This is a genomic window from Rhodococcus sp. UFZ-B548, from assembly GCF_903819475.1.
In the GTDB taxonomy this organism is placed as follows: Bacteria; Actinomycetota; Actinomycetes; order Mycobacteriales; family Mycobacteriaceae; genus Rhodococcus_F; species Rhodococcus_F erythropolis.
On the sequence record NZ_CAIJDS010000007.1, the window covers coordinates 55379 to 80882 of the forward strand.

At 63.9% G+C, this 25504-nt stretch carries 23 protein-coding genes and 1 riboswitch; of the genes, 8 read left to right on the forward strand and 15 right to left on the reverse strand.

Annotated features, from left to right (window positions below; translation table 11 throughout):
• Nucleotide 1 precedes the first annotated feature (1 nt).
• The 3 genes from crtI to H7C86_RS09200 all read left to right on the forward strand — a co-directional run bounded on the left by crtI (nucleotide 2) and on the right by H7C86_RS09200 (nucleotide 4225).
• The gene (gene crtI, locus H7C86_RS09190; RefSeq protein WP_182261439.1) at nucleotides 2-1594 is read left to right on the forward strand and encodes a phytoene desaturase family protein; all 1593 of its coding nucleotides are present in this window, start codon (nucleotides 2-4) and stop codon (nucleotides 1592-1594) included.
• Between the two features lie 98 nt (nucleotides 1595-1692).
• Entirely contained in the window at nucleotides 1693-3270 is a 1578-nt protein-coding gene (locus H7C86_RS09195) for an alpha-(1->6)-mannopyranosyltransferase A (protein WP_139120594.1), read from the forward strand.
• 10 nt (nucleotides 3271-3280) lie between these two features.
• A complete protein-coding gene (locus tag H7C86_RS09200) occupies nucleotides 3281-4225 on the forward strand; it encodes a phytoene/squalene synthase family protein (RefSeq protein WP_182261440.1) in 945 nt (314 codons plus the stop codon).
• A 20-nt stretch (nucleotides 4226-4245) separates the two neighbouring features.
• Here the strand turns inward: H7C86_RS09200 and H7C86_RS09205 are convergent, their stop codons facing one another.
• Complete coding sequence (locus H7C86_RS09205; protein ID WP_020969869.1) at nucleotides 4246-4614, reverse strand: Rv2175c family DNA-binding protein; 369 nt, start codon at nucleotides 4612-4614, stop codon at nucleotides 4246-4248.
• 348 nt (nucleotides 4615-4962) lie between these two features.
• On the opposite strand from H7C86_RS09205, the gene pknB reads away from it, so the two are divergent.
• Together pknB and H7C86_RS09215 are read left to right on the forward strand one after the other, a co-directional pair.
• Nucleotides 4963-7026, forward strand: coding sequence for a Stk1 family PASTA domain-containing Ser/Thr kinase (gene pknB / locus H7C86_RS09210; RefSeq protein ID WP_019748891.1), 2064 nt, complete (start codon nucleotides 4963-4965; stop codon nucleotides 7024-7026).
• 27 nt (nucleotides 7027-7053) lie between these two features.
• Nucleotides 7054-7482, forward strand: a complete 429-nt coding sequence (locus tag H7C86_RS09215; protein WP_182261441.1) for a protein-tyrosine phosphatase family protein — start codon at nucleotides 7054-7056, stop codon at nucleotides 7480-7482.
• 83 nt (nucleotides 7483-7565) lie between these two features.
• On the opposite strand, the gene H7C86_RS09220 is transcribed toward H7C86_RS09215, so the two are convergent.
• The 8 genes from H7C86_RS09220 to H7C86_RS09255 all read right to left on the reverse strand — a co-directional run bounded on the left by H7C86_RS09220 (nucleotide 7566) and on the right by H7C86_RS09255 (nucleotide 14214).
• Complete coding sequence (locus H7C86_RS09220; RefSeq protein ID WP_007730070.1) at nucleotides 7566-8951, reverse strand: class II 3-deoxy-7-phosphoheptulonate synthase; 1386 nt, start codon at nucleotides 8949-8951, stop codon at nucleotides 7566-7568.
• Between the two features lie 90 nt (nucleotides 8952-9041).
• Entirely contained in the window at nucleotides 9042-9533 is a 492-nt protein-coding gene (locus tag H7C86_RS09225; protein WP_003941683.1) for a polyadenylate-specific 3'-exoribonuclease AS, read from the reverse strand.
• 66 nt (nucleotides 9534-9599) lie between these two features.
• The gene (locus tag H7C86_RS09230; protein WP_020969874.1) at nucleotides 9600-10406 is read right to left on the reverse strand and encodes a 1-acyl-sn-glycerol-3-phosphate acyltransferase; all 807 of its coding nucleotides are present in this window, start codon (nucleotides 10404-10406) and stop codon (nucleotides 9600-9602) included.
• A gap of 94 nt (nucleotides 10407-10500) precedes the next feature.
• The gene (locus tag H7C86_RS09235; protein ID WP_020969875.1) at nucleotides 10501-11541 is read right to left on the reverse strand and encodes an ROK family protein; all 1041 of its coding nucleotides are present in this window, start codon (nucleotides 11539-11541) and stop codon (nucleotides 10501-10503) included.
• 124 nt (nucleotides 11542-11665) lie between these two features.
• Nucleotides 11666-12061, reverse strand: a complete 396-nt coding sequence (locus tag H7C86_RS09240) for a hypothetical protein (RefSeq protein WP_019748896.1) — start codon at nucleotides 12059-12061, stop codon at nucleotides 11666-11668.
• On the reverse strand, nucleotides 12058-13326 hold the full coding sequence (locus H7C86_RS09245) for an ArsA family ATPase (RefSeq protein ID WP_070386502.1): 1269 nt from the start codon (nucleotides 13324-13326) through the stop codon (nucleotides 12058-12060). Before H7C86_RS09245 ends, H7C86_RS09240 begins: the two co-directional genes overlap by 4 nt.
• Entirely contained in the window at nucleotides 13327-13764 is a 438-nt protein-coding gene (locus tag H7C86_RS09250) for an SRPBCC family protein (protein ID WP_019748898.1), read from the reverse strand.
• Between the two features lie 63 nt (nucleotides 13765-13827).
• A complete protein-coding gene (locus H7C86_RS09255) occupies nucleotides 13828-14214 on the reverse strand; it encodes a hypothetical protein (protein WP_019748899.1) in 387 nt (128 codons plus the stop codon).
• 159 nt (nucleotides 14215-14373) lie between these two features.
• Here H7C86_RS09255 and H7C86_RS09260 point away from each other — a divergent pair, with 159 nt between their 5' ends.
• Nucleotides 14374-16185 carry a long-chain fatty acid--CoA ligase gene (locus H7C86_RS09260; protein WP_047887999.1) on the forward strand — a complete coding sequence of 604 codons (1812 nt, stop codon included), beginning with the start codon at nucleotides 14374-14376 and terminating at the stop codon, nucleotides 16183-16185.
• Between the two features lie 82 nt (nucleotides 16186-16267).
• Here H7C86_RS09260 and H7C86_RS09265 read toward each other — a convergent pair whose 3' ends face one another.
• From H7C86_RS09265 to H7C86_RS09280, 4 genes are all read right to left on the reverse strand, one after another.
• The gene (locus tag H7C86_RS09265) at nucleotides 16268-17395 is read right to left on the reverse strand and encodes a glycosyltransferase family 4 protein (protein ID WP_020908095.1); all 1128 of its coding nucleotides are present in this window, start codon (nucleotides 17393-17395) and stop codon (nucleotides 16268-16270) included.
• 106 nt (nucleotides 17396-17501) lie between these two features.
• Nucleotides 17502-18860, reverse strand: a complete 1359-nt coding sequence (locus H7C86_RS09270; protein ID WP_020908096.1) for a hypothetical protein — start codon at nucleotides 18858-18860, stop codon at nucleotides 17502-17504.
• Nucleotides 18861-18934: 74 nt separating this feature from the next.
• Nucleotides 18935-19987 carry a C40 family peptidase gene (locus H7C86_RS09275; protein WP_020969878.1) on the reverse strand — a complete coding sequence of 351 codons (1053 nt, stop codon included), beginning with the start codon at nucleotides 19985-19987 and terminating at the stop codon, nucleotides 18935-18937.
• Between the two features lie 324 nt (nucleotides 19988-20311).
• Nucleotides 20312-20869, reverse strand: a complete 558-nt coding sequence (locus H7C86_RS09280) for a C40 family peptidase (RefSeq protein ID WP_019748904.1) — start codon at nucleotides 20867-20869, stop codon at nucleotides 20312-20314.
• A gap of 14 nt (nucleotides 20870-20883) precedes the next feature.
• A riboswitch (cyclic di-AMP (ydaO/yuaA leader) is annotated at nucleotides 20884-21062 on the reverse strand.
• A gap of 521 nt (nucleotides 21063-21583) precedes the next feature.
• Between H7C86_RS09280 and H7C86_RS09285 the strand changes: the two genes are divergently transcribed.
• Both H7C86_RS09285 and H7C86_RS09290 read left to right on the forward strand, forming a co-directional pair.
• Nucleotides 21584-23344 (forward strand): DEDD exonuclease domain-containing protein, encoded by a 1761-nt coding sequence (locus H7C86_RS09285; RefSeq protein ID WP_182261442.1) that lies wholly within the window; start codon nucleotides 21584-21586, stop codon nucleotides 23342-23344.
• 78 nt (nucleotides 23345-23422) lie between these two features.
• Nucleotides 23423-23698 carry an Lrp/AsnC family transcriptional regulator gene (locus tag H7C86_RS09290; protein ID WP_003941677.1) on the forward strand — a complete coding sequence of 92 codons (276 nt, stop codon included), beginning with the start codon at nucleotides 23423-23425 and terminating at the stop codon, nucleotides 23696-23698.
• Nucleotides 23699-23706: 8 nt separating this feature from the next.
• Here H7C86_RS09290 and trpD read toward each other — a convergent pair whose 3' ends face one another.
• Nucleotides 23707-24798, reverse strand: coding sequence for an anthranilate phosphoribosyltransferase (gene trpD, locus H7C86_RS09295; protein ID WP_020908099.1), 1092 nt, complete (start codon nucleotides 24796-24798; stop codon nucleotides 23707-23709).
• Between the two features lie 153 nt (nucleotides 24799-24951).
• Nucleotides 24952-25440 (reverse strand): hypothetical protein, encoded by a 489-nt coding sequence (locus tag H7C86_RS09300; protein ID WP_037120408.1) that lies wholly within the window; start codon nucleotides 25438-25440, stop codon nucleotides 24952-24954.
• Between the last annotated feature and the right edge of the window lie 64 nt (nucleotides 25441-25504).

The following is a 25504-nucleotide window of genomic DNA, read 5'->3' on the forward strand; positions in this document are numbered from 1 at the left end:
CGTGGCAGACGTGCACCGCACTCGAACCGTCAGCTTGCCGACCGATCGAGTCGTGATCGTCGGCGCGGGACTTGCCGGACTGTCTGCGGGGTTGTATCTGCGTGGCGCCGGCCGCGACGTCACGATCCTCGAGAGCAACGGCTCGGTCGGCGGGCGAGTCGGTGTCTACCAGGGCAGTGACTACAGCATCGACAACGGCGCAACGGTGCTCACGATGCCCGAACTCGTCGAAGACGCTCTTGCGGCCGTCGGCGCCGACCCCGACTCGACAAACCCCAAATTCGTTGTGCACAAGCTCGATCCGACGTACCACGCGCGATTCGCAGACGGCACCGCTCTCGATGTTCACGCCGACCCCGAAGACATGGCTGCCGAAGTCTCCCGTGTCTGCGGGCCGGAAGAAGCGCAGCGATACCGTGCGTTGCGGCGATGGCTGAACCGCATCTTCGACGCGGAATTCGACCGCTTCATGGACGCCGACTTCGATTCTGCCCTCGGACTGGTCAATTCGCGTGAAGCAGTCAAGGATCTGAGCCGACTCGTCGCACTGGGAGGATTCGGGAAACTGGGCGGGCAGGTGGATCGCAAGATCCGCGACCCTCGCCTCCGGCGGATCTTCACTTTCCAAGCGCTGTATGCGGGAGTTGCTCCGTCTCGAGCCCTCGCGGTGTACGGGGCGATCGCTCACATGGACACCTCACTGGGCGTCTACTTTCCCGAGGGCGGGATGCGCACGATCGCCGAATCGATGGCCGACGCTTTCACCGAGGCCGGCGGAATTCTGCATCTCGGCCGCACGGTCGAACGACTCGAGGTAAGCGACCGTCGCGTGCGTGCCGTACACACACGCGACGGTGAGAGCTACGACTGTGATGTCGCAGTCCTCACCCCCGACATGGCCGTCACGGACTCCCTCTTGCGCCCGCATACGCGATTGCGCCCGCGACCGGTGCGTACATCGCCGTCCGCGGTCGTGATTCACGGCACTGTTTCTTCAGCCGTCGCCGACGGATGGCCCGCGCAGCGACACCACATGATCGACTTCGGCGAGGCGTGGAAGCGCACCTTCGCCGAGATCACGGCACGCCGCGGCCGCGGGCAATTGATGAGTGATCCGTCACTGCTCGTCACCCGACCGGCGCAGACCGACCCGAGCCTGGCCTTCTCGCGAGACGGCCGGATCCGTGAACCGCTGTCAGTCCTCGCGCCGTGCCCGAATCTGGACAGTGCGCCGCTCGACTGGGCAGTTCTCGGCCCGGCCTACGTGCGTGAAATCATCCTCACGCTGCAAGAACGTGGCTATACGGGACTGGTCGAGGGGTTCGATATCGATCACGTCGACACCCCGCAGACCTGGCTCGAGAAGGGCATGGCCGCGGGTAGCCCGTTCGCGGCGGCACACACCTTCACCCAGACGGGGCCGTTCCGACGCAAGAACCTCGCCCGCGGCTTCGACAACGTCGTTCTCGCCGGATCGGGAACCGTTCCGGGGGTGGGAGTACCGACCGTTCTGCTGTCCGGCCGGCTCGCCGCCGAACGTATTACCGGTACACGCGAGCGAGCCAGCGCGGTGGGCACTCGTGCGAGCAACTAAACTAGCCCCTCGTAACCGACCATTCATCCACGATTCACCGACTCGGGCGCTGCATGCGCCGATCGACACCGATCTCCTCGGGGGAGGAACCTGCACCGATGACGTCCTCTGCCGCAGCCACTGAAAGACCGTGGCACCTAAGGGCCGCCAATTTCCTTCGGACTCCCGAAGGTCACAGTGCACTGCTCGGTTTCTTCGGCGCAGTCATGATCACGTTCGGCGGATTCGGTGCCGGTAGCGTCCGGCGCCAAGATCCGCTGCTCGAGTCGATGCATCTCTCCTGGCTCCGTTTCGGACACGGATCGATTCTGTCGGCGGCCATCGTCTGGATCGGTGTCCTGTGCATGATCGCCGCCTGGGTTCGACTCGGCCGCTCGACTCTGCGCGGTGACGTCTCGTTGCGCGGCCTGCGCTACGTCGTCCCGGTCTGGACGTTTCCGCTGCTGTTCGCGGTGCCCATGTTCAGCCGTGACGCCTACTCCTACCTGGCACAGGGCGCCTTGTTACGCAACGGCTTCGACCCGTATGCCGTCGGCCCCGTCGTCAATCCGGGAATCCTGCTCGACAACGTCTCCAACGTGTGGACGACGACAACTACCCCGTACGGTCCGGTACACCTTCTCCTCGCCGACGCCATCGTTCGGCTGACCGGTGAGAACGTCATCGCCGGCACGATGCTGTTGCGGATCACGATGCTGCCCGGACTCGCCCTGATGATGTGGGCCGTTCCCCATCTCGCGACGAAGCTCGGCGGAAATACCTCGATCGCCCTGTGGCTCGCAGTACTCAATCCCCTCGTCCTGATCCACCTGATCGGCGGCGTTCACAACGAGATGCTCATGGTCGGCCTCATGGCCGCGGGTATTGCGCTCGCTCTCGAACGCAAGCACCTGTTCGGAATCGGGCTGATCGCGTTCGCCGTTGCGATCAAGGCAACCGCGGGCGTCGCACTTCCCTTCATAGTCTGGATCTGGATGATCCACGAGCGGGAGGACGCGGCGGCGGCCGGGCGAGAACCGGCGTCACCGATCCGATCGTTCGTCAAAACGGCCGGTGCGGGTTTCGCGGTGTTCGTGGCGGTACTCGGATCCACCTCACTGATCGCCGGAGTCGGCCTCGGCTGGACGACGGCACTCTCGGGTTCGGCAAAGATCATCAACTGGCTCTCGCTGCCCACGCTCGTAGCGGAAATCAGTACCTTGGCTACCTCGTGGTTCGCCGGTAACCATTTCAACGAAATCCTCGAAGTCTCCCGGACCATTTCGGCAGTTGTGTTGATCGCGATCATCGCCGTCGTGTGGTGGCGCTACCGCAAGACCGAGCGCGACGCCGTCATGGGCATCGTGATCGTGATGGTCGCCATCGTCGTTCTGTCCCCCGCAGCACTCCCCTGGTACTACTCCTGGCCGCTGGCAGTGGCGGCCGGTTTCGCAATGTCGCCGACGACTCTCGCCGTACTGACCGGGCTGTCCACCTGGCTGATGCTGGTGTTCCAGCCGGACGGATCGCTCGGCCTCTACACCTTCCCGCATGTGGCTCTGGCCGTCTTCGTCGCCGTCGTCGCGGCGATGTCCTTGCAGACGGAAGACCCACTCAGACTTCGTGGACGCAAACACGAGAAACCGATCGACATGACGTCAGCCGCCTCGGCGCCCTCGACGTCAGAATCTGCGTGATCCGCGTGTCATGAACGCATTGTCTGCGTCCTATGAATTCTGCGAGGACGTGACGAGGGAACACGGCCGAACGTACTTTCTGGCCACTCGGTTGCTGCCCGAGCCTCGACGCCGCGCAGTTCACGCTCTCTACGCATTTGCTCGCGTCGTCGACGACGTCGTGGACGAACCCTCGGGTCCACATGAACGAGGCACGGTGCTCGCCGACGTCGAACGTGCAGCCGTCACCGCACTCGACAACCCCACTGCGACAGGTGGCTTCCCGTCGACGATTCCCCTCGACCTGACACGCGTACTCCCTGCCTTCGCCGATGCTGTGAAGACGTTCGACATTCCGCGTGCATACTTCGACGCCTTCTTCGAGTCCATGCGGATGGACGCCCCCGACACGGCGAAGTTTCGACCCGTCTACAACACGATGGACGAACTCAGCGAGTACATGTACGGCTCCGCCGTCGTCATCGGCTTGCAGATGCTCCCGATTCTCGGAGTGAGCGTTCCGCAGCAGGAAGCTGTAGTGCCCGCGTCGAATCTCGGTGAGGCGTTTCAGCTCACCAACTTCATCCGCGACGTCGGTGAAGACCTCGACCGGGGACGTCTGTATCTCCCGGCGGGCGAGTTCGCCGCATTCGGGGTCGACATCGAGATGCTCGAGCACGGGCGCAGAACCGGAACGGTGGACGTTCGGGTCAAGCGCGCGCTGGCACACTTCATTGCCGTGACGCGGGGGCGGTATCGGTCTGCTGAATCCGGCATCCCGATGCTCGATCGGCGGGTCCAGCCGTCGATCCGCACGGCTTTCGTGTTGTACGGAGCAATTCTCGACCAGGTCGAGCGCGCCGACTTCCGGATACTGCATCGACGTGTGTCCGTTCCCGGACGCACGCGACTTCGAGTCGCTGCGCCGGGTCTGGTCCGGTCGGCAACCTACGCGGCGAAAAACCGCATGAGGTGAGTTGTCAGAAGGCCGGCATCTCAGAAAGCCATGGCCTGTGCGCGGCGGATGACCTCACGCGCGAGATCACCATGCAGTGCGTCCACCGGGCGCCCCGGCAGGGAATCGTCGGCCAGGAACAACCAGCGGAGGATTTCGATATCGGTGTAGCCGCCGTCGTGCAGCACCGCCAGCAGACCGGGCAGCCACTTGACGATCTGGCCGTCCTCGCCGAAGAACACTTCGGGGACACCGAGAACGCCATGCCGCTTGACTGCGATGATCTTGTGATCGCGAAGCAACTGGTGAACCTTGCTCACCGGCAACCCGACGTTCTTCGCCACATCCACCAGCTGGAACAGGGAAACCGAAGAATCCAGGACATCATCACAATAAGGAATCGCGCTCACCGCGAGAAGTTTATCCGGTCCGGCGAGCCCGCTGTGTACCGCCCGGTGCAGTGCTCGAAACCGCCGCTCCGCTTGGGTCACAGCGCTCTGTGACGTTCTCGAGACTTCCGCGTCGGTATCGCTGGCTACGATGGACGGGATGCGGCGTATCAGTAACCGGGATTTCGTGAACCGGGATTTCGTGAACCGGGATTTCGTGAACCGGGATTTCGTGGTGACCGCGAATCGGCGCCCGTCCGGCGGGGGCCACTACTTACATGCTGACAGCTACCGCCCAGAGCACAACCACACAGAGCACAACCACACAGATCGCAAGCACGGAGGAATAGTCATTACGGAGGTCGAGGGTTGATCGGCGAAATGCTCGAGCGCCGCTATCGAGTGGACGCACCGATCGCGCGCGGCGGTATGTCGACCGTGTATCGAGGCCTCGATACACGGTTGGATCGGCCTGTCGCCATCAAGGTGATGGACCCGCAATTTGCCGGCGATCCAGCGTTCCTGACTCGTTTCGAGTTCGAGGCCCGGGCCGTGGCCAGACTCAAGCATCCGTCCCTTGTGGCCGTCTACGACCAGGGCAGCGATCGCAATCACGTGTTCCTCGTGATGGAACTCGTCGACGGTGGAACTTTGCGCGAACTCCTTCGTGAGCGCGGACCGATGCCGCCTCACGCCGTCGCTGCAGTCGTGGCACCTGTCCTGGACGCGTTGGCGGTGGCGCATCGAGCGGGACTGGTTCACCGTGACGTCAAACCCGAGAACATCTTGATCTCGGACACCGGCGAAGTGAAGATCGCCGACTTCGGATTGGTGCGTGCAGCCGCGGCAGCAACCACCACCTCCAACAGCGTGATCCTCGGCACCGCAGCCTATCTGTCGCCGGAACAGGTGACGTCAGGAATTGCCGACACTCGAAGCGACGTCTACTCGACCGGCGTGTTGATGTTCGAACTTCTCACCGGTACAACACCGTTCACCGGTGATACGTCACTCTCCATCGCCTACCAACGCATCCACGACGATGTCCCGCGCCCCGGTTCACGCATCCCCGGTGTACCGGCGCAGTTCGATCGCCTGGTTGCCGAAGCCACTCACCGCGAGCCGGCACATCGTTTCGCCGACGCTGGTGAGATGGCAGCTGCACTTCGCAGTGTGAGCGAACAACTGGAACTTCCGTCATACCGCGTTCCGGCTCCGCGTCGAAGCGCCCAGCACCAGAGCGCGCAGGTTGCCCCGGCTCGGCCACAACCGGCGCCTGCGCCCCCGACGGATGTACACCCGAACTCTGCTGCGCGCCCGAACCCTGGCGCCACGACGGTATTGGCGTCCGGCGTGGCCCCGGCTGCGGCAGCCACCACGGCGCTCGGCACGGGCTCTCCTCCCCCCGGTGGCATTCAGCACACTCGCGCGGTCACCGCACAAACTGCTCGTCCGGCGACGGTCGACGGCGACTCGGATTTCGACGACGGTTCCGATTTCGGCGACGACCAACTGGGACCTGACGATCCGCACGCTCATTTTGTCGAAGCACGACGCAAGTCTCGACGAGCCACCCTGATCTGGCTGCTCGTCATCGCGGTCCTCGCGCTTGCGTTGGGCTTCGGCGGATGGTGGATGGGCTCGGGCCGCTATACAGCTGTTCCCTCGATCGACGGGCTGACCAAGGACACTGCGGTCACCGCCCTGCAGGACGCCGGGCTCTCCCCCGACGTCCAGGGTCAGTACTCCGACGCCCAACCCATCGACACGGTGATCGGGACAGACCCGGCCTCCGGCTCCAGGGTTACCAAAGGCTCGACCGTCGCGCTGCTGACTTCGCTCGGGCGTCCGACTGTTCCGCCCATTCCGGCCGGCGGCGACGTCTCGGCCCTGGGCGCACAACTCGCCGACCGTACTCTCGTCGCGGTCGACGGCGGGGACACATTCAGCTCCAAGATCCCGATCGGCGGCGTGGCGGCGCTCGACCCGGCGCCGGGAACCGAGGTTGCCGTGGGCTCCTCGGTCAAGGTCATCACGTCCAAAGGGTCACCGCCCGTTGACATTCCCGATGTGAAGGGCATGTCCGAGAACGCTGCGCGCGCCGCCCTCGACAAGGTAGGTATCTCCGTCAGCACCACCAGAACAACGTTCGACGACGCCGTCGAGGGCGGTAGCGTGATCGGCACAGATCCCGCAGTCGGGTCCTCCGTCAACGCCGGCACCTCCGTTGTTCTCCTCATCTCCGACTCCGTCAAGGTTCCCTCGCTGATCGGCCGCTCCGTCTCCTCAGCACGCGAAGAACTCGGCCGCCTCGGCCTCGAGATCACCGTGCGTCAGCTCACCCAGAACGACAGCTCGGTCATCATCAGCCAGAGCGTCAAGAACGACCTCGTTGCCAAGGGCACCGACATCAGCGTCGTCGCAATTCCCTGACAGTCCGCTTCGGCCTAGTCTGAATTCATGGCCACGTGGGAACCCGAGAGCATAGGGATACTCGACTTGCCGTCGGGGAGATCGATTCGGGGTCGAGGACTCCGCAATCCACTTCCTTCCGGGCCTCTCCCCACCTTCGGTGTCTACCTGACCGGTAAAGAACCTCCCGCCACCGAGTGGGATTCGGTGTGGGTCCGCTGGCGAGATTTCTGGTTGCCGAGCGATCCCGACGCGCTGCGCAGCGCCTTGCACGAAGTGTGGGTGCGTTCGGAAACCGAAAGAGTCGAGATCGCGTGCGGTGGCGGATTCGGCCGCACCGGAACAGCTTTGGCTGCTCTTGCCATTATGGACGGAGTGCCGAGTAAGGAAGCCACCGCGTACGTTCGCGCACGCTACTCACCTCGCGCCGTCGAAATGCCCTGGCAGCGCCGATTCGTCACACGATTCACGACATAGCGAACGCCCCCACCTGCGCGAGCGGGTGAGGGCGTTTGCCGAAAATCAGTGCCGGTGCGAATCAGCTTCGGCGAAGCAGGGTTTCAGCCTCGCAGCATCTCGGCCACGAGGAACGCGAGCTCCAACGACTGTTGGGTGTTCAATCGGGGGTCGCACGCCGTCTCGTAGCGACCACCGAGATCGAGGTCGGAGATGTCCTGTGCGCCGCCGAGGCACTCGGTGACGTTCTCACCGGTCAGCTCGACGTGGATACCACCCGGATGCGTGCCGAGGCCGTTATGGACCTCGAAGAAGCCCTGAACCTCGTCGACGATGCGATCGAAGTGGCGCGTCTTGTACCCGGTGGAGGCTTCGTGGGTGTTGCCGTGCATCGGATCGCACTGCCAGATGACCTGGTGGCCGGTGGCCTGGACCTTCTCGATGATCGCCGGCAGCAGGTCGCGGACCTTGCCGTTGCCCATGCGCGAGATCAGAGTCAGTCGACCCGGCTTGTTGGTGGGGTCGAGACGCTCGACATATTCCACCGCCATTTCCGGCGTGGTGCTCGGACCGATCTTGAGGCCGATCGGGTTGGAGACCAACTCGGCGAAGGCGATGTGCGCGCCGTCGAGCTGACGGGTGCGGTCACCGATCCAGAGGAAGTGGGCCGACAGGTCGTAGAGCTTGGGGTGGTCGCTGTCGTTGTCGAGACGCAGCATCGCGCGCTCGTAGTCCAGAACCAGGGCCTCGTGGCTGGCAAAGATCTGTGCCTGGTGCAGGCTCGGATCGGTGACGCCACACGCGTTCATGAACTGCAGGCCGCGGTCGATCTCGGCTGCCAGTTGCTCGTAGCGTGCGCCCGCGGGCGAAGCTGCGACGAACTCGCGGTTCCAGTCGTGCACCTTGTGCAAATCGGCCATACCGGCGCCGGTGAGCGCGCGAACCAGGTTCATCGCGGCGCTGGCGTTGGCGTATGCGCGCACCAGACGCGAAGGATCGTGCGCACGGACTGCCTCGTCGGCGACGAGCGAATTGATCATGTCGCCGCGGTACGACTTGAGCCCCAGCGAGTCGATGTCGGCAGAACGCGGCTTGGCGTACTGGCCGGCGATGCGAGCAACCTTGACGACAGGCATCGAGGAACCGTACGTGAGCACGACGGCCATCTGCAGCAACGTGCGGATGTTTCCCTTGATGTGCGGCTCGGTGTTGTCCGCAAATGTCTCGGCGCAGTCACCGCCCTGGAGCAGGAATGCTTCACCACGCGCGACCTGCGCGAGACGCTCTTGCAGCGCCTCGACCTCGCTGGCCACCGTGATGGGAGGCACGCTCTCGAGCACAGTCCGCATGGCGGCCGCCTGGTCAGCGGGCCACGAGGGCTGCTGAGCAGCGGGCTTCGCGAGTGCCTCGTCGAGCTGCTTACGCAGTCCGGCAGGCAGCGGCGGGAGTTCGGGCAAGCGGTCGATCGGCACGTCGACAGTCCAGTTCACCTCTACAGGATATTCGCTCGCCCGTCGGCGCGTCACACAGGCTCTCGATCGCAGCCCAATCGGGACACTTCTCGCGCACCGAAACCTGAGTCAGCGAAGTGAACGTGCTGCCGAAATCGCGTCGAACTTCACGAGGTTGTGCCTGGCGTCGGCAAGTGCGTCGTGTGCGTCGGCGGGCGCTGACGGGAGGGCAGGACTGCCGTTGTCTTCCCAGAACTGTCGGAGTTCGCGGGTGTACCGCGGCATCGACTGCGGTAGTTCGGTCATATCGCCCCACAACTGGCACAGCGCGACGTGATCGTATGCGGCTACCCACGCCCAGAGCTCCGGAACGACCATCGGCCGCGGAACGAAGAATTTCAGAAGATCGTCGCGGATCTTCTCGCGTGATTTCCACAGCGGCGACGAAGGCTGCGGCAACTTCGGCAGCACGTTCTTGCGCACCCAACTACCGGCACGGGCGGGATCGAACTCCGTCGAGACCGCGTAATACTCTCGGCCGTCCTCGCAGACAACGCCGATGGACACGAGATCGATGGTTCGACCGTCTTCGATGAATTCACAGTCGTAGAAGTAGCGCACGTCCGAAAACTATGCCGCACGCGCGGCCTCTGGAGCCAATGCGCGTGCGGCAGGTGTGGGAAATCTCTAGCTGGCCTGTGCGTCCGGGAGCGAATCCTTGTCGGTCTTCGCGGACTCCTTCGACTCGGCCGAGACCACGAGATCGACAACCGACTCGCCGCCTTCCGCCGGAACATCGACGGCAGCTTCGGGTTTCGTGGGCGCCTGGTTCTTGAGGCTCGCCGCGTAGATGTCCACGTACTCCTGACCGGAGAGTTTCATCAGCTTGTACATCACTTCGTCGGTCACAGCCCGCTCGACGAAGCGGTTTCCGCCCATGCCTTCGAAGCGGGAGAAATCGATGGGTTCACCGACGATCACGGTGACCTTCGCGGGGCGCCACATCCGTGAGCCGATCGGATTCATCTTGTCGGTACCGACCATCGCAACCGGGATCACCTTGACGCCCGATTCGAGCGCGAGGCGCGCCATTCCGGTCTTGCCCTTGTAGAGACGACCGTCAGGCGAACGCGTTCCTTCGGGGTAGATACCCAGCAGACTGCCCGAACCGAGAACCTTGAGACCGGCGTTGAGCGCATCCTGCGCCGCATCCGCGCCGGTTCGGTCGATGGGGACCTGTCCGACCGCGGTGAAGAACCACTTCTGGAAAGCGCCCTTCAGGCCGGAACCGGTGAAGTACTCGCTCTTGGCAAGGAAGGTGATACGGCGGTTGACGCGAAGCGGAAGGTAGAACGAGTCCAGAACCGCCTGGTGATTGCTGGCCAGAATGGCCGCGCCGTCAGTCGGAATGTTCTCGTGACCTTTGACCGTCGGACGCCCGAGCAGCCAGAGAATCGGCCCCAGCAACACATACTTGAAGAGCCAATACCACACGGCGTCCCTCCCATTCACAGCTGAATTTCGCTGAGTACGACCTTACTGCCGACCGGTAACCCCCGCTACACACGCCCCTGGAGGATCGACCCGATCACAGTCCGGCAGACGTGGTTCCAGCGCCGTCGACCCCACCGAGATCCTGAGGCACTACCGAACGCGCCAATGCGGCGGCGCCCACCATGCCCGCAGCTTCGCCGAGTTGAGCCGAACGGATTCGTGCCAGTGGGCGGTGCTTCGCGCCGGTCAACAATGTCGCGTACTGCTCACGGGCGTCGTCGAGAAACAGTGGGGCAGAACTCGCGACGCCGCCTGCGATCACGACCAGATCGGGATCGTAGACGTCCCCGACCATCGCCAATCCGACGGCCAGCCAACGTGTGAACTCGGCAATGGTTGCCAGAGCGAGTGGGTCACCGTCCTGCGCGGCGTTGGCGATCCGGCGACCGGTGAGGGAACCCGGATCCACCGCTACTTCGCGCGCCAGAACCGTCGACGCAGCCGGGTCGGCGGCCAGCAGTTCGATTGCCGTGTCCACGAGCGCCGTTCCGCTGCAATAGCGCTCCCAACACCCACGCTTGCCACACGCACACTGACGCCCGCCTGGCACGACCTGGATGTGGCCGAGTTCGGGGGCGACGCCGTGACTGCCCCGGTACAGCTCACCGTTGATCAGCAGCGCACCGCCGATTCCGGTCCCGATTGCCACCATCACGACATTGCGGCCACCTGCGGCCGCGCCGAATCGGTGCTCCGCGAACGCCGCTGCATTAGCGTCGTGCTCGAGAACGACCGGCAATCCGAGCCGCTTACTCAAGTCACTGCCCACCGGCGCGTCCACCCAGGGCAAGTGCGGCGCGAACCGAACCGAGCTTCGATCGGAGGTGATGAAGCCGGCGACCGCCAACCCCACGGCAGACACCTCGTGCCGGGTGACCAGTTCGCGTACGACGCGATCGAGGCCGTCTTCGAGAGCGCGTGCGGACTGCGGGGTCGGGGCTTGAATCATCTCGAGCACTTGTCCGTCGACGTCCACGACGGAGGCCCTGATGCTCGTTCCGCCGACGTCGATGCCGACCGTCAAGATGTCGTCCATGGTGGAGTCGGAGACCGCTTTCAAGCGGCGCGCGCTCATCGCGCCAATTCCCGCGCGAGCGGCGCCCGCTGGAGTGCGCACCCTGTATCGGTGCCTCGTGCGTCGGTGACCATTGTGTCGATTGTGCTCATCTCGGGCCGTCAGCTCTACCCGGGGTACTAAGTCAGTCCTTGACCGTCACGTTGATCGGGACAAATGCCGCCGTTCGAGTTCGCTCGGCACCTGGCGTCGTCGCTCCGCTGTCCGGTCCGCGATCCGGGCCGGACGGCCCCCCGAGAAACTCGTCGAGAATCTCGCGAAGCAATGCGAGGAACGCGGCTGCGTGACCCGCGAGAAACGCCAGTAGTTCGTGGTGCTCACCGCGAACCAGTGCAGCGAGAGCGCACACCGGGCACCAACTGCAGCCGGTGAACACCGGCTGCGTGTCCGCTGACGCCGAGTCACCCGCAACGTCGGCCGTCGCTGCTGCAGCCTTTTGCAAGACCGGTTCCAGGCGCGTCAGAACGGTATCCGCCAGCGCGCGAAATTCCGCGACAAGGCGCTCGTGCTCTTCGCTCATACTGGCCACACCGCGGGATCCGGGCTGAACCGGATGATCAGGTAACTGCCGTCCAACTCCGCCCCGTTCACGACACAACGACGCAGCACCGACGCCAAACGAACTCTGCGTCGTACGCCGTCTGCTCCCACCAGCACATCGTCCTCCACCCGGCCCAACGACAACGACGACGGATCCACGAGCGGAAGGTACATCCGCATCACGTACACCGAATCGACTCCGGCCCCCGACTCCAACGACACCACGATGTTGTCCGCGGTGTCGACAGCGTCGATTGTGTCGACGGTGTCCGAATCCGTGCCCGTTCCACCCTCGAACGTGGCCGCGATCTCGCCCAGAGCCGCCAACCCTACCGGTTCGGCGCAGGCGCGCTCGACCGTTGTGACGGACATTCCATCAGTCGATCCACGCAAATCGTCGACGACGAGTGCCTGTGACGCCCTGATCGAAGCAAGCCACTGCGCCGCCGGCGAATCGTCGACACCCTTCCCGGCCGACGAGTTGAACTGCGGGACAAGGTTGTTGACCATAATCCCGTCGACTCGCAATCCGGCCAGAGCCAGACCGGACAACGTCCGGCGAGTCGCCGCGGCCGACACGCCATCGGCCGACGTCACAACGCGCACGCTGGTGTTCTCCCGATCCGAGAGGTGAACGGCGATTCGATCCACCGACGCGAGCACGCGTTCGATGACGGACACGAGTAGCAACACTCGCATGTCCGAGCCCGTCACGGCGACCATCCGCCTGTGCCGCGGCCACAATCGCTCGAGATACTCCGACACCATCGACGGCGACCCGAGGATCCGCAGTGCTTCGGCTGCGGCCGGACAGTCCACGATCACGAGGTCGTAGTCACCGCTGCTCGAGATATCGACGATCTCGGAGAGTCCGAGTATGTCTTGGATCCCCAGGGATCCCGTCAACTCTTCCGGTTCCAACCCCTCGAACGACGAACCGTGTTCGTGATCTCCCGCTCCGAAATTTCCTGCAGCATCGATCAATCCCGACAGTCCTCGGAACTTTTCCTCGAGGAGCTCGGAAGTGTCGAGTTGCCGGACGTCGAGGCGCTCGGCGAGAGGTGTAGTCGTTCGCAGCGCCGGCACGCCCACGACATCCGCGAGAGAACCTGCCTGATCGATCGACACCAAAAGCACTCGTGCCCCGTCGGACGCAGCCGACACAGCCGTCGCCGAGGCAAGCGTCGTCGTGCCTGCTCCGCCTTTACCGACGAACAGTTGGACGCGAGATCGTTGCTCCGGCACTCAGCCCTCGACTCGCTTCTTCAGTTCTTTCAGAGCTGTGTCGGTAATGATCTTCTCGGCCTTGCGCTTGAAGAGACCGATCATCGGAATCGTCAGGTCGACCGTCAACTCGTAGGTGACAGAGGTGGTGCCGTTCGGGCCGGGCTCGAGTGTGTACGAACCGAATTGGGACTTCTGGATCTCACCCGAGATCAGCTCCCAGCTCACTGCCATCCCGTCAGGCGCCCACGAATACTGCAGTTCGTAGGTGTCCTTCACCATCCCCGCGTCGAGGACAAAACGCACTCGGTCCGCGCGGCCGCCCTGCCCCGGCGCCGTCACCTCGACGGACTTCGCCGCGGCCACCCATTCGGGGTACTGCGCGAAATCGGCGATGACGTCCATCACGGCGTCGGCAGGGGCGTCGATGCTGATCAACCCCTTGGTCTTCTCGGCCATACGACTGCGCTACCTTCCTTCGTCAAAAGTCCAGAACCTGCACAACGAGCACTACTTCGATTATCAGTCCGGTGCTACCCCGGCGGCACGTCCTGCTTCGAGTTCGCGCTTGAGCTGGAAGGACATGACCTTGCCGTCGACCCGACGCTTTCGGTTCATCCCGGCGAGGTCGAGGTTCGCCAGATCCGACGGTGATACGCCGACCGGTTCACAGTGCAGGAAGTAGTGCGCGATCGTCCCGTCCATGACCGGTTCGAGCCACACCTCCATGGTGCCGACCAGCTGACCGGACACTCCCCAACGGAATCCTGCGGGACCGCGATCTTCCCGGACTTCGAGCGCAAGATCACTGAACCAGCGACGCCACCGCGCGCGCGAGGACAACAGTTCGGCGACCCGCTCGGGCGGGGCGGCGATGAAAGTCTGGTCTGCGACCTGAATGCTGCTCACCGAAGTAGCTTCACATATCGCGTCGGCGAAGCGTCGAGGGGTGTCGCACCACTACATACCGGACAGACTGTAAGCCTGGCCACAACTGCGTCGGACATGCGACTACAGTAGGAGACGAAAACCCTACTCGTCAGTATTTCGCAGTGTCGGAGGTATTTCGTGCCTGAGTTCAGCGCACCCCAGACGTTCACCATTCCCGAGGATGCCTCCGCGGTCGACTCGGTCTTCGCCTTCGCGAAGACGAAGCCGGCGGCGGTTGTCTACAAGCGCAAAGTCGGAAATGCATGGGTCGATGTCACTGCAGGCGATTTCGCCGCCCAGGTGACTGCAGTCGCCAAGGGCCTCATCGCGATCGGCGTCAAGCAGGGCGACCGCGTCGGCCTCATGTCGGCGACGCGTTTCGAATGGCCGCTCGTCGACTACGCCATCTGGGCAGCCGGTGGCGTGACGGTTCCGATCTACGAAACCTCCGCAGCCGAGCAGGTTCGTTGGATTCTCGAGGACTCCGAAGCAATCGACCTCATCGTCGAGAACGACACTCACGCCGCGACCGTGAAGGACGTCGCTGCAGCCGCACCCGCGCTGCGCACGGTCTACCAGATCGATGCCGCGGCGGGCGGTAAGGGTGTCGTCGAGGAATTGACCGCACTGGGCGCCGACATCTCCGACGAGGACGTCCACGCCCGCGTCGCTGCACTGAAGGCCTCCGATCCCGCGACCCTGATCTACACCTCGGGCACCACTGGCCGACCCAAGGGCTGCCAGCTGACGCACTCCAACCTCATTGCGGAATCGAAGGGCATCCTCGACTCCAACCTCGGGACGCTGCTCAAGACTCCCGGCGTTCGCACCCTGATGTTCTTGCCGCTCGCGCACGTTCTCGCTCGCGCAGTCAGCATCGCGTCGTTCGATGCCGGTGCAGCGCTTGGACACACGAGCGACATCCCGAACCTCGTTCCGACGTTCGGCGAGTTCAAGCCCGACTTCATCCTCTCGGTGCCGCGCGTATTCGAGAAGGTCTACAACAGCGCACGCGCCAAGGCGCACGGTGATGGCAAGGGCAAGATCTTCGACGCGGCCGCAGACACCGCGGTCGCGTGGAGCGAGGCTCAGGACAAGGGCGGCGCGGGCATCGTTCTCAAGGCCAAGCACGCACTCTTCGACAAGCTCGTGTACTCGAAGCTGCGCGCTGCACTCGGTGGACAGTGCCAGCTGGCCATTTCCGGTGGTGCACCCCTGGGCGCTCGACTCGGCCACTTCTTCCGCGGTATCGGCGTCACGATCTACGAGGGCTACGGACTGACCGAGACCACCGCAGCGTTCGCCGTCAACACCATCGGCGCACAGAAGGTCGGCTCTGTCGGAAAGCCGTTGGCCGGCAACTCCGTTCGCATTGCCGAAGACGGCGAAATCCTCCTCTCGGGACCGGTGGTCTTCACCGGCTACTGGCGCAACGAGAAGGCGACCGCCGAGTCGATCGAGAACGGCTGGTTCCACACCGGAGACCTGGGCACCGTCGACAAGGACGGCTACATCACGATCACCGGTCGCAAGAAGGAGATCATCGTCACGGCAGGCGGCAAGAACGTCTCCCCCGCTCAGCTCGAAGATTCCCTTCGCGCACACCCCCTGATCAGCCAGGCCATCGTGGTCGGCGACCAGAAGCCTTTCATCGGCGCTCTCATCACCATCGACGCCGAGGCACTTCCCGCCTGGAACGAGCGCAACAACAAGGCCGCGGGAACCACAGCTGCCGACCTGGTTTCGGACGGCGAGCTGGTCGGTGAAATCCAGGACGCCATCGACGAGGCCAACAAGCTCGTCTCACACGCCGAGGCGATCAAGAAGTTCCGCATTCTTCCGGTCGACTTCTCCGAGGACACAGGCGAACTCACGCCCACGATGAAGCTCAAGCGCAACGTCGTGCACGAGAGCTTTGCCGCCGACATCGAAAAGATCTACGCCAAGTAGGTTTTCGGCAAGCAGCTTCTCGCAGCAACGAACGGCCCGCACCGAATTCGGTGCGGGCCGTTTGCGTTCGAGTCCCGGTGGCTCAGCCGAGCAGATTACGCAGCTTCGAAGCGAGCGTGTCCCACTTCCAGTCTTCGGCAACCCACTCCCGGCCGGCTGCTCCCATCGCGGCCGCTCGATCACGATCGGACAGCACCTCGATCACGGATTCGGCGACGTCCCGAACAGAGGTGCCGTCGACTACGAGCCCGGTCTTGTTCTGCTGCACGGTTTCCGGAGCGCCACCACTGCGGCCGGCGATGACCGGAACGCCGGTCGCCGAGGCCTCGAGGTAGACGATTCCCAGTCCTTCGACATCCAATCCCGCGCCTCGCGTGCGACACGGCATGGCAAACACGTCGGCAATCGTGTGGTGAGCCGCCAACTCTGCGGCGGGCACTGTGCCGGTGAAGACGACGTGATCGTCCATCCCGGTCTTACGTGTCAATTGACGGAGGTGGTCCTCGTACGGTCCACCGCCGACTATCACCAGTACCGCCCCGTCGACGCTCTTGCGAATGGTCGGCAGCGCCTTGATGAGCATGTCCTGCCCCTTGCGTGGCACGAGCCGCGACAGGCACAGGATCGTGGGCCGCTCCCCCAGCCCGTATCGCTTGCGCAGTTCTGCGCGGGCGACCGAGTCCGGGTGGAACACCGACGTGTCCACTCCGGACGGAAGGTGCTCGAGCGCCGCTTGCGGGCCGAAAGCCGCCGAGAACCGTCCACGGGTGTATTTGCTGACAAACGTCACCGCATCCGTGTGATCGCCGATCACACGCAACGACTGCCGCGCACCGGGAATCATCGACCACCCGACCTCGTGGCCGTGAGTACTCGCGATCACTCGGCTCGCTCCGGCGCGTCGAACAACCGGCGCCAACAGCGCCAAGGGCGCTGCCGCACCGAACCACACCGACTCACAGTCGTGCTTCTTGACCAGCTTCGCGGCCCGACGAGCGACAAAGGGCGACGGCAGCATCAGTGTCGTCGGGTGCCGAACGACCTCGAAAGGCTGTGCCGCATCGAACTTCTTGTGCGAGTCGCCCCGCCACCGCGGTGCGTACACCACCAACTTGTCCGCCGGCAGGTGCCCGGCAAACGTGTGGAGATAAGACTGGATACCTCCGGGGCGAGGAGGAAAATCGTTGGTCACCAAGAGGGTCCGGCGCATCCGTCCACCGTAGGGCACGCTGTGCTTCGAGTCGTGACAAGGGCACGCAGTGCTTCGAGACTTGCGAAGCTCACCTCGCCGAGTCGAACGTCCAGCCGCAAACCGCTCAGCCCAGATGGCTGTTGGTCCAGTCGACCCAGCCGACTCGCAGTTCCTCGGTTCCGACGCCGAGGACCGCTCGGATCCGCGAGTCGAGGTCTTCGGCCGTCATCTTTCCGGAGGCGAGGGCGCGAAAGAGGTCGGTCAGCTTCGCCTCGCCGAATCGATCAGCGATATACGCGTTGATAGACCACGCCGATTCGTACGCCAGTGAACTCACGACCGGGACACCGCCGAACTGTGTGTCGTCCGGAAACTCTGTCGGAGTATCGCCGGAGCGGACCGCTGCTGCCAGAGTCGGCGCGATCTCACCCCAGGCCCGCGAGGATCCACGATTTCCCGCGTATTCGGCGAACCCTTCCAACACCCACATCGGCGACCCGTCACGGGTTTTCGATCGGGCGGCTATGTGCATGAGCTCGTGGCGCAACACCGTTCGCCTGGTGATGTCGGTCAGCCTCGAAGCCGCGGCAGGCGAGAAGACCACCCGCTGGCCGCTCACGTCGGAAGACCCGTCCGCCGTTGCATCCGCGACCGACACTGCGGCAATCGAAGCGCCGTCGTGATGGGAGCCGACCAGTGCGGTGAACTCCTCCGCGGACCCCGCCACCATGAGCACCGCGCGCTCGGACCACCACGGCCCCCACAACTGCGTCGTGTTCTCGATGGCTGAGTCCACATCGGCCGCCAAAGCGTCGACGAACGCCTGCTGACCCGGGTGACCGATCACGAGTGCATTGCCCGCGGCATTTTCGGCGACGGCCAGCGGCCCGAAGTCCCAAGGGCCGTTCCAGGATTCGCCCGCCGTTCGGGCTCCGTCCAGTCCGACGATCGACCCGTCCGCAAGAACCGACCACTGATCTCCGCGTTTCGCGAGCGTCATGGACACTGCCTTGCGAGTGGGCAATGCGTCAACGCCGTCGAGGGCGTAGCGCAACAGAACCTGTGCATTCCAGACCTCGACGTCTCCGTCCGGTGCACCGGTTCGCGGCGCCGGTGTCAGGCCGCCGCTGGGAATCTCGTATCCCCAGTCGGAGAAATCGAGCGCTCCCGCAGCGGTGGCTCGCCGAACTTCCGCTTCGAGCACACCGGGTGCCGCAGCACTGTCGACGAACTTCGCCAGCCCCGACGGATCGTCGGACATCTGCGCCGCAGCCCATGCATCGAGAAATGCTTGTACCTGCGCGGTGCGTTCGGCGTCCTGCTCACTGGCCGCATTTTCGTCGGAATCGGACCTGTTCGTCAGGAAGATCGTCAACCCTAGAACGAGCACCACGGCAACGCCGAGCGCCACGAGGGCTGGATACTCCCAACGGCGTGGTCGATCTGCGCCGACGTCGGGCGTCGTCATCGGTTCAGTCGGCACGGTGCCGAGTGTAGGAGAACTCGACTCGACGCTTCACGGCGGCTGGCCACACGCCGCTCGGGCGCAGCAAGCCGTCAGTAACGACGCGCAGTGGAGAACTCCATGCCTGCCATCGACTGAACCTTCACCGGTACGCCGAACGTCGACGCATGCAGAATGTTTCCGTCGCCGGCGTAGATGCCGACATGCGAGTTGTCGCTGTAGAAAGTCACGACGTCACCGGGCTGTAGTTGGTCCCTCGACACCGGTACACCGCCCTGCGCCTGCGCTTGGCTCGAACGCGGCAGAGTCTTCCCGATTTGCTTGTAGGCCCATACGACCAGACCTGAGCAGTCGAACTCGTTCGGGCCGGTCGCGCCCCAGACATACGGGTCACCGATCCGCGTGAGGCCTGCCTGCAGAGCAGCAGCACCCGAACCAGGCGTCAAGTTAGCTAGAATTTTGCTGAGATCGACGTCCGGCGGGAATGGCGTACCGCTAAGTTGGTTACGCTCGTCGTCGGTGAGGCTCTGGAAAGCTTTGGTCACGTCGGCGATCTGCGTCTGCAGTTCACTCTGCTTGCGCTGCAAATCGTCACTGAGTGCGCGGGCTTGATCGGCGGCGGTCCGCGCTTCTTCGGCCGAACGCTTCGATGCTTCCGAGGCGGCACGCGCTTCGGCAGTGGCTTGGTTGAACTGTGAGACCTGTACCGCCGCGTCGTTGGAAATCACGTCGAGCGCAGACATCTGATCGAGCAACTGCTGCGGCGAGTCGCTCACCATCAACGCAAAGAGGCGATTGGTTCGCGCACCCTGGTAATTCGCTGTGGCAATACGGTTTACCGCCGGAGCGAACTCGGCGACACGTGCCGAAGCCGCGTCGAGAAGACCCTGATCGGCTGCCGAACGCGCGTCCGCATCATTCGCGACCGCCAGCTTCGCGTCGAGGTCGATCTGTGCGTTGTGCAGCGCTTCGTTGGTCTGCTCGGATACCCGGGAGAGTTCACCGAGCTTGTCGAGCGCCTCGGTGGGGTTGGTGATGACGGGGTCGGCACCGGCCTGCATCGAAGGCCCTGCGACGAGTCCGAACGCCAGCACTCCCACTGTCAATGCGGCGCGTACTCGACTGTTGTTTTTCGATGAAACCACGGAATGCAACTCTCCGTCTCGGTGAAGCGACGTCGACCGGGACCGGTCGACGATCTGTTAGCTGGCTGTCAACTATCCACAGTACCTGTCTCGGCCGCGCAATGTCTCGATAAGGTTACGGAACGGCATACGTTGGTGTCTACTCGCCGGTAGGCGTGTCGGGGTGAAGTACCGGGCGAATTGTCGCGAAACGAAAATGTGGGCCTCGAATCAAAGATTCGAGGCCCACATTCGAAGATCCGGAGCTCCCCCGAGCTCCGCCGCCTTGCAGCGGCGGATCGTTCCGACTGTCTACCGGAGACAGCCGTCGAGCGTGTTCAGAAATCAGTAACGGCGAGCACCGTCGTACGGCATCGAGGACACCGGTGCGAGCTTCACGGGCTGACCAGCGGTCGACGCGTGGATGACATTGCCGTTGCCGGCGTAGATGCCCGAGTGCGATCCGCCGTAGAAGGAGATCACGTCGCCGACCTGAAGATCGGACTGTGAAACGGCAACGCCGGCTGCGGCCTGGTCGTAGCTCGTGCGAGGCAGGTTCAGACCAGCCTGCTTGTATGCCCACTGGACCAGACCGGAGCAGTCGAATGCGTCCGGGCCCGATGCGCCGTACACGTACGGGGAGCCCAGCTTGCTCTCTGCGGCGCGAACTGCCTGCTCACCAACACTGGAGATGGGAGCGGCCGGAGCGGCCGGTGCGATGTCGGTGATGCCCGGGATGACCGGCAACTGAGGAATAGAAACGCCCGGAACCTCGAAGGTGCCGACGCCGGGGATGGTGATGGGGTCTGCCGAGGCAGGTGCAGCGGTTGCAGCGAATGCTCCGACTGCGAGCGCGCCGGCTACTGCCAACTGCGCTGAACGCTTGAAACTCTGTGACGCCACTTAAGGGGTGCTCCATTTCTTCCATTCATCCGCCGACCGAGTTAGCTGACGGGTTCGGGCTGGGAAGATCAGCCCTACCCGCGTGGTCCGCAGCGATCATGCGTGCTGCACCCCAGGCGGGATTCACCCCAGTGGAAACTTGGGTTCCCGGTTCGGGTTCCTCGCGGAGATCCCGATTAGGCGGTTCCTGACGATGCCGGTCCTGTTTGGTCCGGCAAGACTTCGTTAGGTCTCAGGAAGGTTACGAAATGATCGCGACGATGTCGACCGCTTCGTGACAATCGCGCCCGATTCGCCGGAAATCATGCTGCCGCGCCCGCGATACGCCGGACGGGTCACGAAGAGATAACAACAGGTCTGTTCGGCGAGGCTCACCTGGCCCGCAAACCTGCGCTTGCTACCCACTGGCAAGGGTCACCAAACCCGACAATCCGATCTTCCATGCAGTTCAACGCCGATTACTTGAAACTAGAACCCGTTTCGATCAATCAGGCGGTTTCGGCGACTGATCGCCGTAGCAACACCCTCACGAATCGCCCTACCGATAAGTAGGTAGGAGACCGCATTCGCGAGTTCCCACCGCAAGTGTGATCCTCGTCTCTCATACTTTTGTCGGGGGTCAATCCGTTGCTTTCCCAATGGAAGTCGGAGTGAGCCGGATTCCGCGTATGCACTCTCGAATTCGTGTCGGGGGGTCCTTCTACTGTCTGCGGTGTGAGTCCCGCCTCGGCCCGAGAATTTCCGTCTCCGTCCCCGTTCTCCGACGGGGAGAAGTTCGACGTCGGGCGGCAACTGAGCTTCGACGAGCTGGACACACCGCTGAGCGAAACGACGTTTGTCGTCGTCGACCTCGAGACCACAGGTGGAAGCGCCGACCAGGACTCCATCACCGAGATCGGCGCCGTCAAGATCCGCGGTGGCGAAGTGCTCGGTGAAATGGCAACACTCGTCGACCCCGGCCGATCGATTCCGCCGTACATCGTCGAACTGACCGGAATCACCACCGCCATGCTGATCGGCGCACCTCCGATCGAACGTGTCCTACCCGCTTTTCTCGAATTCGCCGAGGGTGCGGTGCTGGTGGCACACAACGCGCCCTTCGACATCGGCTTCCTCAAAGCAGCGGCGTCACGCAGCGCACGCCCGTGGCCGGCGTTCCGTGTGCTGTGCACTGTGAAGCTCGCCAGGCGCGTGCTCACCCGCGACGAGGCGCCTTCGGTCAAACTCTCCGCACTCGCCCATCTCTTCCAGGTGACCACCCAACCGACGCACCGCGCGCTCGACGACGCGCGTGCGACCGTCGACGTCCTACACGGGTTGATCGACAGAGTCGGGAACCAAGGCGTCCACAGTTACAGCGAACTCGTCGACTACCTGCCCAACATTTCCTCACATCAGCGGGCCAAACGGTCCTTCGCCGCAAACCTGCCGCGAAGCCCGGGTGTCTACCTTTTCCGAGGCCCTTCGGACGAAGCCCTCTATATAGGAACTGCTACCGACCTTCGACGCCGCGTCCGCAACTACTTCACCGGTTCGGAGACCCGCGGCCGGATGAAGGAAATGGTCGCGCTCGCCACCCGCGTCGACCATGTCGAGTGCGCCCATGCGCTCGAGGCAGGGGTGCGTGAACTACGACTACTGAGCGCGCATGCACCCCCGTACAACCGTCGCTCCAAATTCCCCAAAAGAGGATGGTGGATCACTCTCACCGACGAGGCGTTTCCCAGACTGTCCGTGGTTCGCACGCCTACGGCCGATTCGATCGGCCCGTTCACCTCTCGCGGCGACGCAGTAGAAGTCGCCGACACCGTCGCAGAGTTCAGCCGCCTACGCACGTGCACCAAACGTCTCGGGCGCGGCGCCGTTCACGGCCCTGACTGCCCCGCTCGCGAACTGGGGGCGTGTCCCGCCTCCTGGGCACCGGAACTCACTGCGCAGGACTACGCGGCCGCCCCTGAGACTGTGCGTGGATTCTTCCGGGGAACCAACGACGCTCCCCTCCAACAAATGCAGGCGCGAATAGACGAGCTGTCCGAACACGCGTTGTTCGAGAATGCTGCTCGTCTGCGTGACCGAACGGTCGCAGTCTCTACCGCAGTGCGGCGCACTCAGCGACTTGCAGCAGTCGCGGCGATCGAACAACTGATTCTCGCCCGTCCCACCGGGGACGGCGGCTGGGAGCTGTCGGTGATCCGTTCCGGACGTCTCGCGTCCGCCGGGCTCGCCAGACGTGGAACTCACCCGATGCCCGTCGTCGACGCCATCACCGCGGCCGCCGAAACCGTCCTACCGGACGACGCACCGTTCCGCGGCGCGTCACCCGAAGAACTGGGCCTGATCGCACGGTGGCTCGCATCGGACGGTGTCCGAATCGTGTCGGCGACATCCGGCTACGTCGAACCTGCGGGCGGCGCCGGCAAGTGGGAAGCCTGGTGCCGACTCGCGCGGGCCGGTACCGAATCCGAACATCGATGACGTAACGACGGAGCGGCACCCCTAAGCTCGATCGAAACCACCGGGTCATCACAACCCACCGGGAAATCGAGGAGAGAAATGATCAACGCCATCGTCATGATTCACGCCGAGTCCGCTCGGATCCCGGAAACCGCGCAGGCCGTCGCCGACCTGTCCGGAGTGACGGAGGTCTACTCGTGCGCAGGTGACGTCGACTTGATCGCCATCGTGAAGGTACGTGACCACGCCCAGATCGCCGACGTGGTCACCGGAGGAATCAACAAGGTGCCCGGCGTTCTCCGAACCGCCACACACATCGCCTTCCAGTCATTCTCCAGCGCAGACGTCGAGGCCGGTTTCTCGCTGGGCGAGTAGCTCGTCGATCAGGCTTGGTCGGCCAGTTCGGCGGTGAGTGCCGCCCACTTGTGAAGCAGTTCAGCGCCGGCGCCGCTGTCGATCGCGGCAGCGGCTGCAGTCATCCCGGCGGAGATCGCACCCTCGAGATCGTCACCGACACCGTTGAACGCCGCGATGGCCGCTCCCGCGTTCAGCAAGACCGCGTCCCGGACCGGCCCCTTCTGTCCGGAAAGCAGCGTTCGGGCGACGGTGGCGTTGAATTCGGCGTCTCCTCCGCGCAACTCTTCGAGAGGAACGCGGTCGATTCCGAGGTCGCGCGGATCCAGCGTGACAGTTCGCACACTTCCACCGCCGACGATGTGAACCGTCGAAGTCGTCGATGTGGTCAGTTCGTCGAGTCCGTCGTCTCCACGCACCACCAACGCCGAATTACCGCGCTGCGCAAGGACTCCCGCGACGACCGAGATCAGCTTCGGAAATGCGCACCCGATCAGCCCGGCACGCGGACGAGCCGGATTGGTCAGTGGACCGAGCACGTTGAATGCCGTCGGGATGCCGATTTCCTTGCGAGGCACCGCCGCAAAGCGCAGTGCGGGATGGAAGACCGGCGCGAAACAAAAGCCGATGCCGACCTCTTCGACGCACCTCGCAACCTGCTCCGGGCCGAGGTTGATGCGAACGCCGAGCGCCTCGAGCACGTCTGCGCCACCGCTCTTGGACGAAGCAGCGCGGTTGCCGTGCTTGACAACTCGCACACCGGACGCGGCAACCACGATCGAGGCCATCGTCGAGATGTTGACCGTGTTGGAGCGGTCGCCACCCGTGCCGACGATGTCGACCACGTCGGAATCGACCGGCACGCGCCGGGAGTGTTCGAGCATCGCGCCGGCGAGCCCTTCCAACTCCGCGGGGGTTTCGCCCTTCATCTTCAGCCCGACGCCGAAAGCGGCGATCTGAGCGGAAGTGGCATTGTCCGACATGATCTCGCCCATCGCCCACCGACTGTCGGCTTCCGACAGGTCACTGCCGTCCGTGAGCAGACCGAGAATCATCGGCCACGACCGCACCACTGCACTCGAATCGACGTTCACGGCGTTGGATGCGTCGGTGCCGGCCATAGTGCCTTGGTCCCCTTGTCGTTCATGTGGGCTGGATTTCGAGCTGTCGTTTCGAGCTGTCGTTTCGAGCTGTCGTTTCGTGCTGCCATTTTGTGCTGCCGATGACCCTCGCAGCCTAGTCAGTGAGGTAGCAAGGAAACCGAATAGGGCCGCTCAGGTCTTTCGGCGACCGCGTTTGGGCGTCGCCTCCGCAAGAATCGGGGGCTGGAGCGCGTCCCACCCGGCGACGGAACCACCGAGTCGCTGCGCCAGACCGGCCATTCGTGATCGCTCCTGGGAGCAATGCAGGGCGTCAAGGATTTGGACACGCTCGAAGATGACGCGAACCGAATTCTCGACCGCCTGAGTCACGTCCTCGGGCCGACTCGCGCCTCGCACATATCCGTCCTGAGCGACGATGTTCTCGGCATCGGCAACCGAGTCCTCCGGCAGGTCGAGATGGTGCCGCAGAACCACTTCGGACTCCGCCCGAAACTCCGGCTCGGTGGAGCCGGCACGTTCGAGAGCGGTCGAACTCGCCTCGGCGTCGTCGAAGCCCTCGGCAACGACGACCAGATCCGACCGCGCCGCGTCGAGCGGCGTCGGAATCTTCGTGCCGAAAATTCTCAGGAACCACGGTCTACTCTTGTGTGTAGCTGCCATCGCGCCAGCATATTCCGACCACGCCACCAGCGCGTTCGCCGCCGGATCCCGCGAACTCGAGCCG

Coding starts and splice junctions, on each gene's coding strand:
- H7C86_RS09195 (WP_139120594.1), top strand. CDS start 1,693: ATGACGTCCTCTGCCGCAGCCACTGAAAGACCGTGGCACCTAAGGGCC.
- H7C86_RS09200 (WP_182261440.1), top strand. CDS start 3,281: ATGAACGCATTGTCTGCGTCCTATGAATTCTGCGAGGACGTGACGAGG.
- H7C86_RS09250 (WP_019748898.1), bottom strand. CDS start 13,764: ATGGCCGAGAAGACCAAGGGGTTGATCAGCATCGACGCCCCTGCCGAC.
- H7C86_RS09265 (WP_020908095.1), bottom strand. CDS start 17,395: ATGCGCCGGACCCTCTTGGTGACCAACGATTTTCCTCCTCGCCCCGGA.
- H7C86_RS09290 (WP_003941677.1), top strand. CDS start 23,423: ATGATCAACGCCATCGTCATGATTCACGCCGAGTCCGCTCGGATCCCG.
- H7C86_RS09300 (WP_037120408.1), bottom strand. CDS start 25,440: ATGGCAGCTACACACAAGAGTAGACCGTGGTTCCTGAGAATTTTCGGC.
- H7C86_RS09235 (WP_020969875.1), bottom strand. CDS start 11,541: ATGAGCGCGCGCCGCTTGAAAGCGGTCTCCGACTCCACCATGGACGAC.
- H7C86_RS09240 (WP_019748896.1), bottom strand. CDS start 12,061: ATGAGCGAAGAGCACGAGCGCCTTGTCGCGGAATTTCGCGCGCTGGCG.
- H7C86_RS09215 (WP_182261441.1), top strand. CDS start 7,054: ATGGCCACGTGGGAACCCGAGAGCATAGGGATACTCGACTTGCCGTCG.
- trpD (WP_020908099.1), bottom strand. CDS start 24,798: ATGGCCGGCACCGACGCATCCAACGCCGTGAACGTCGATTCGAGTGCA.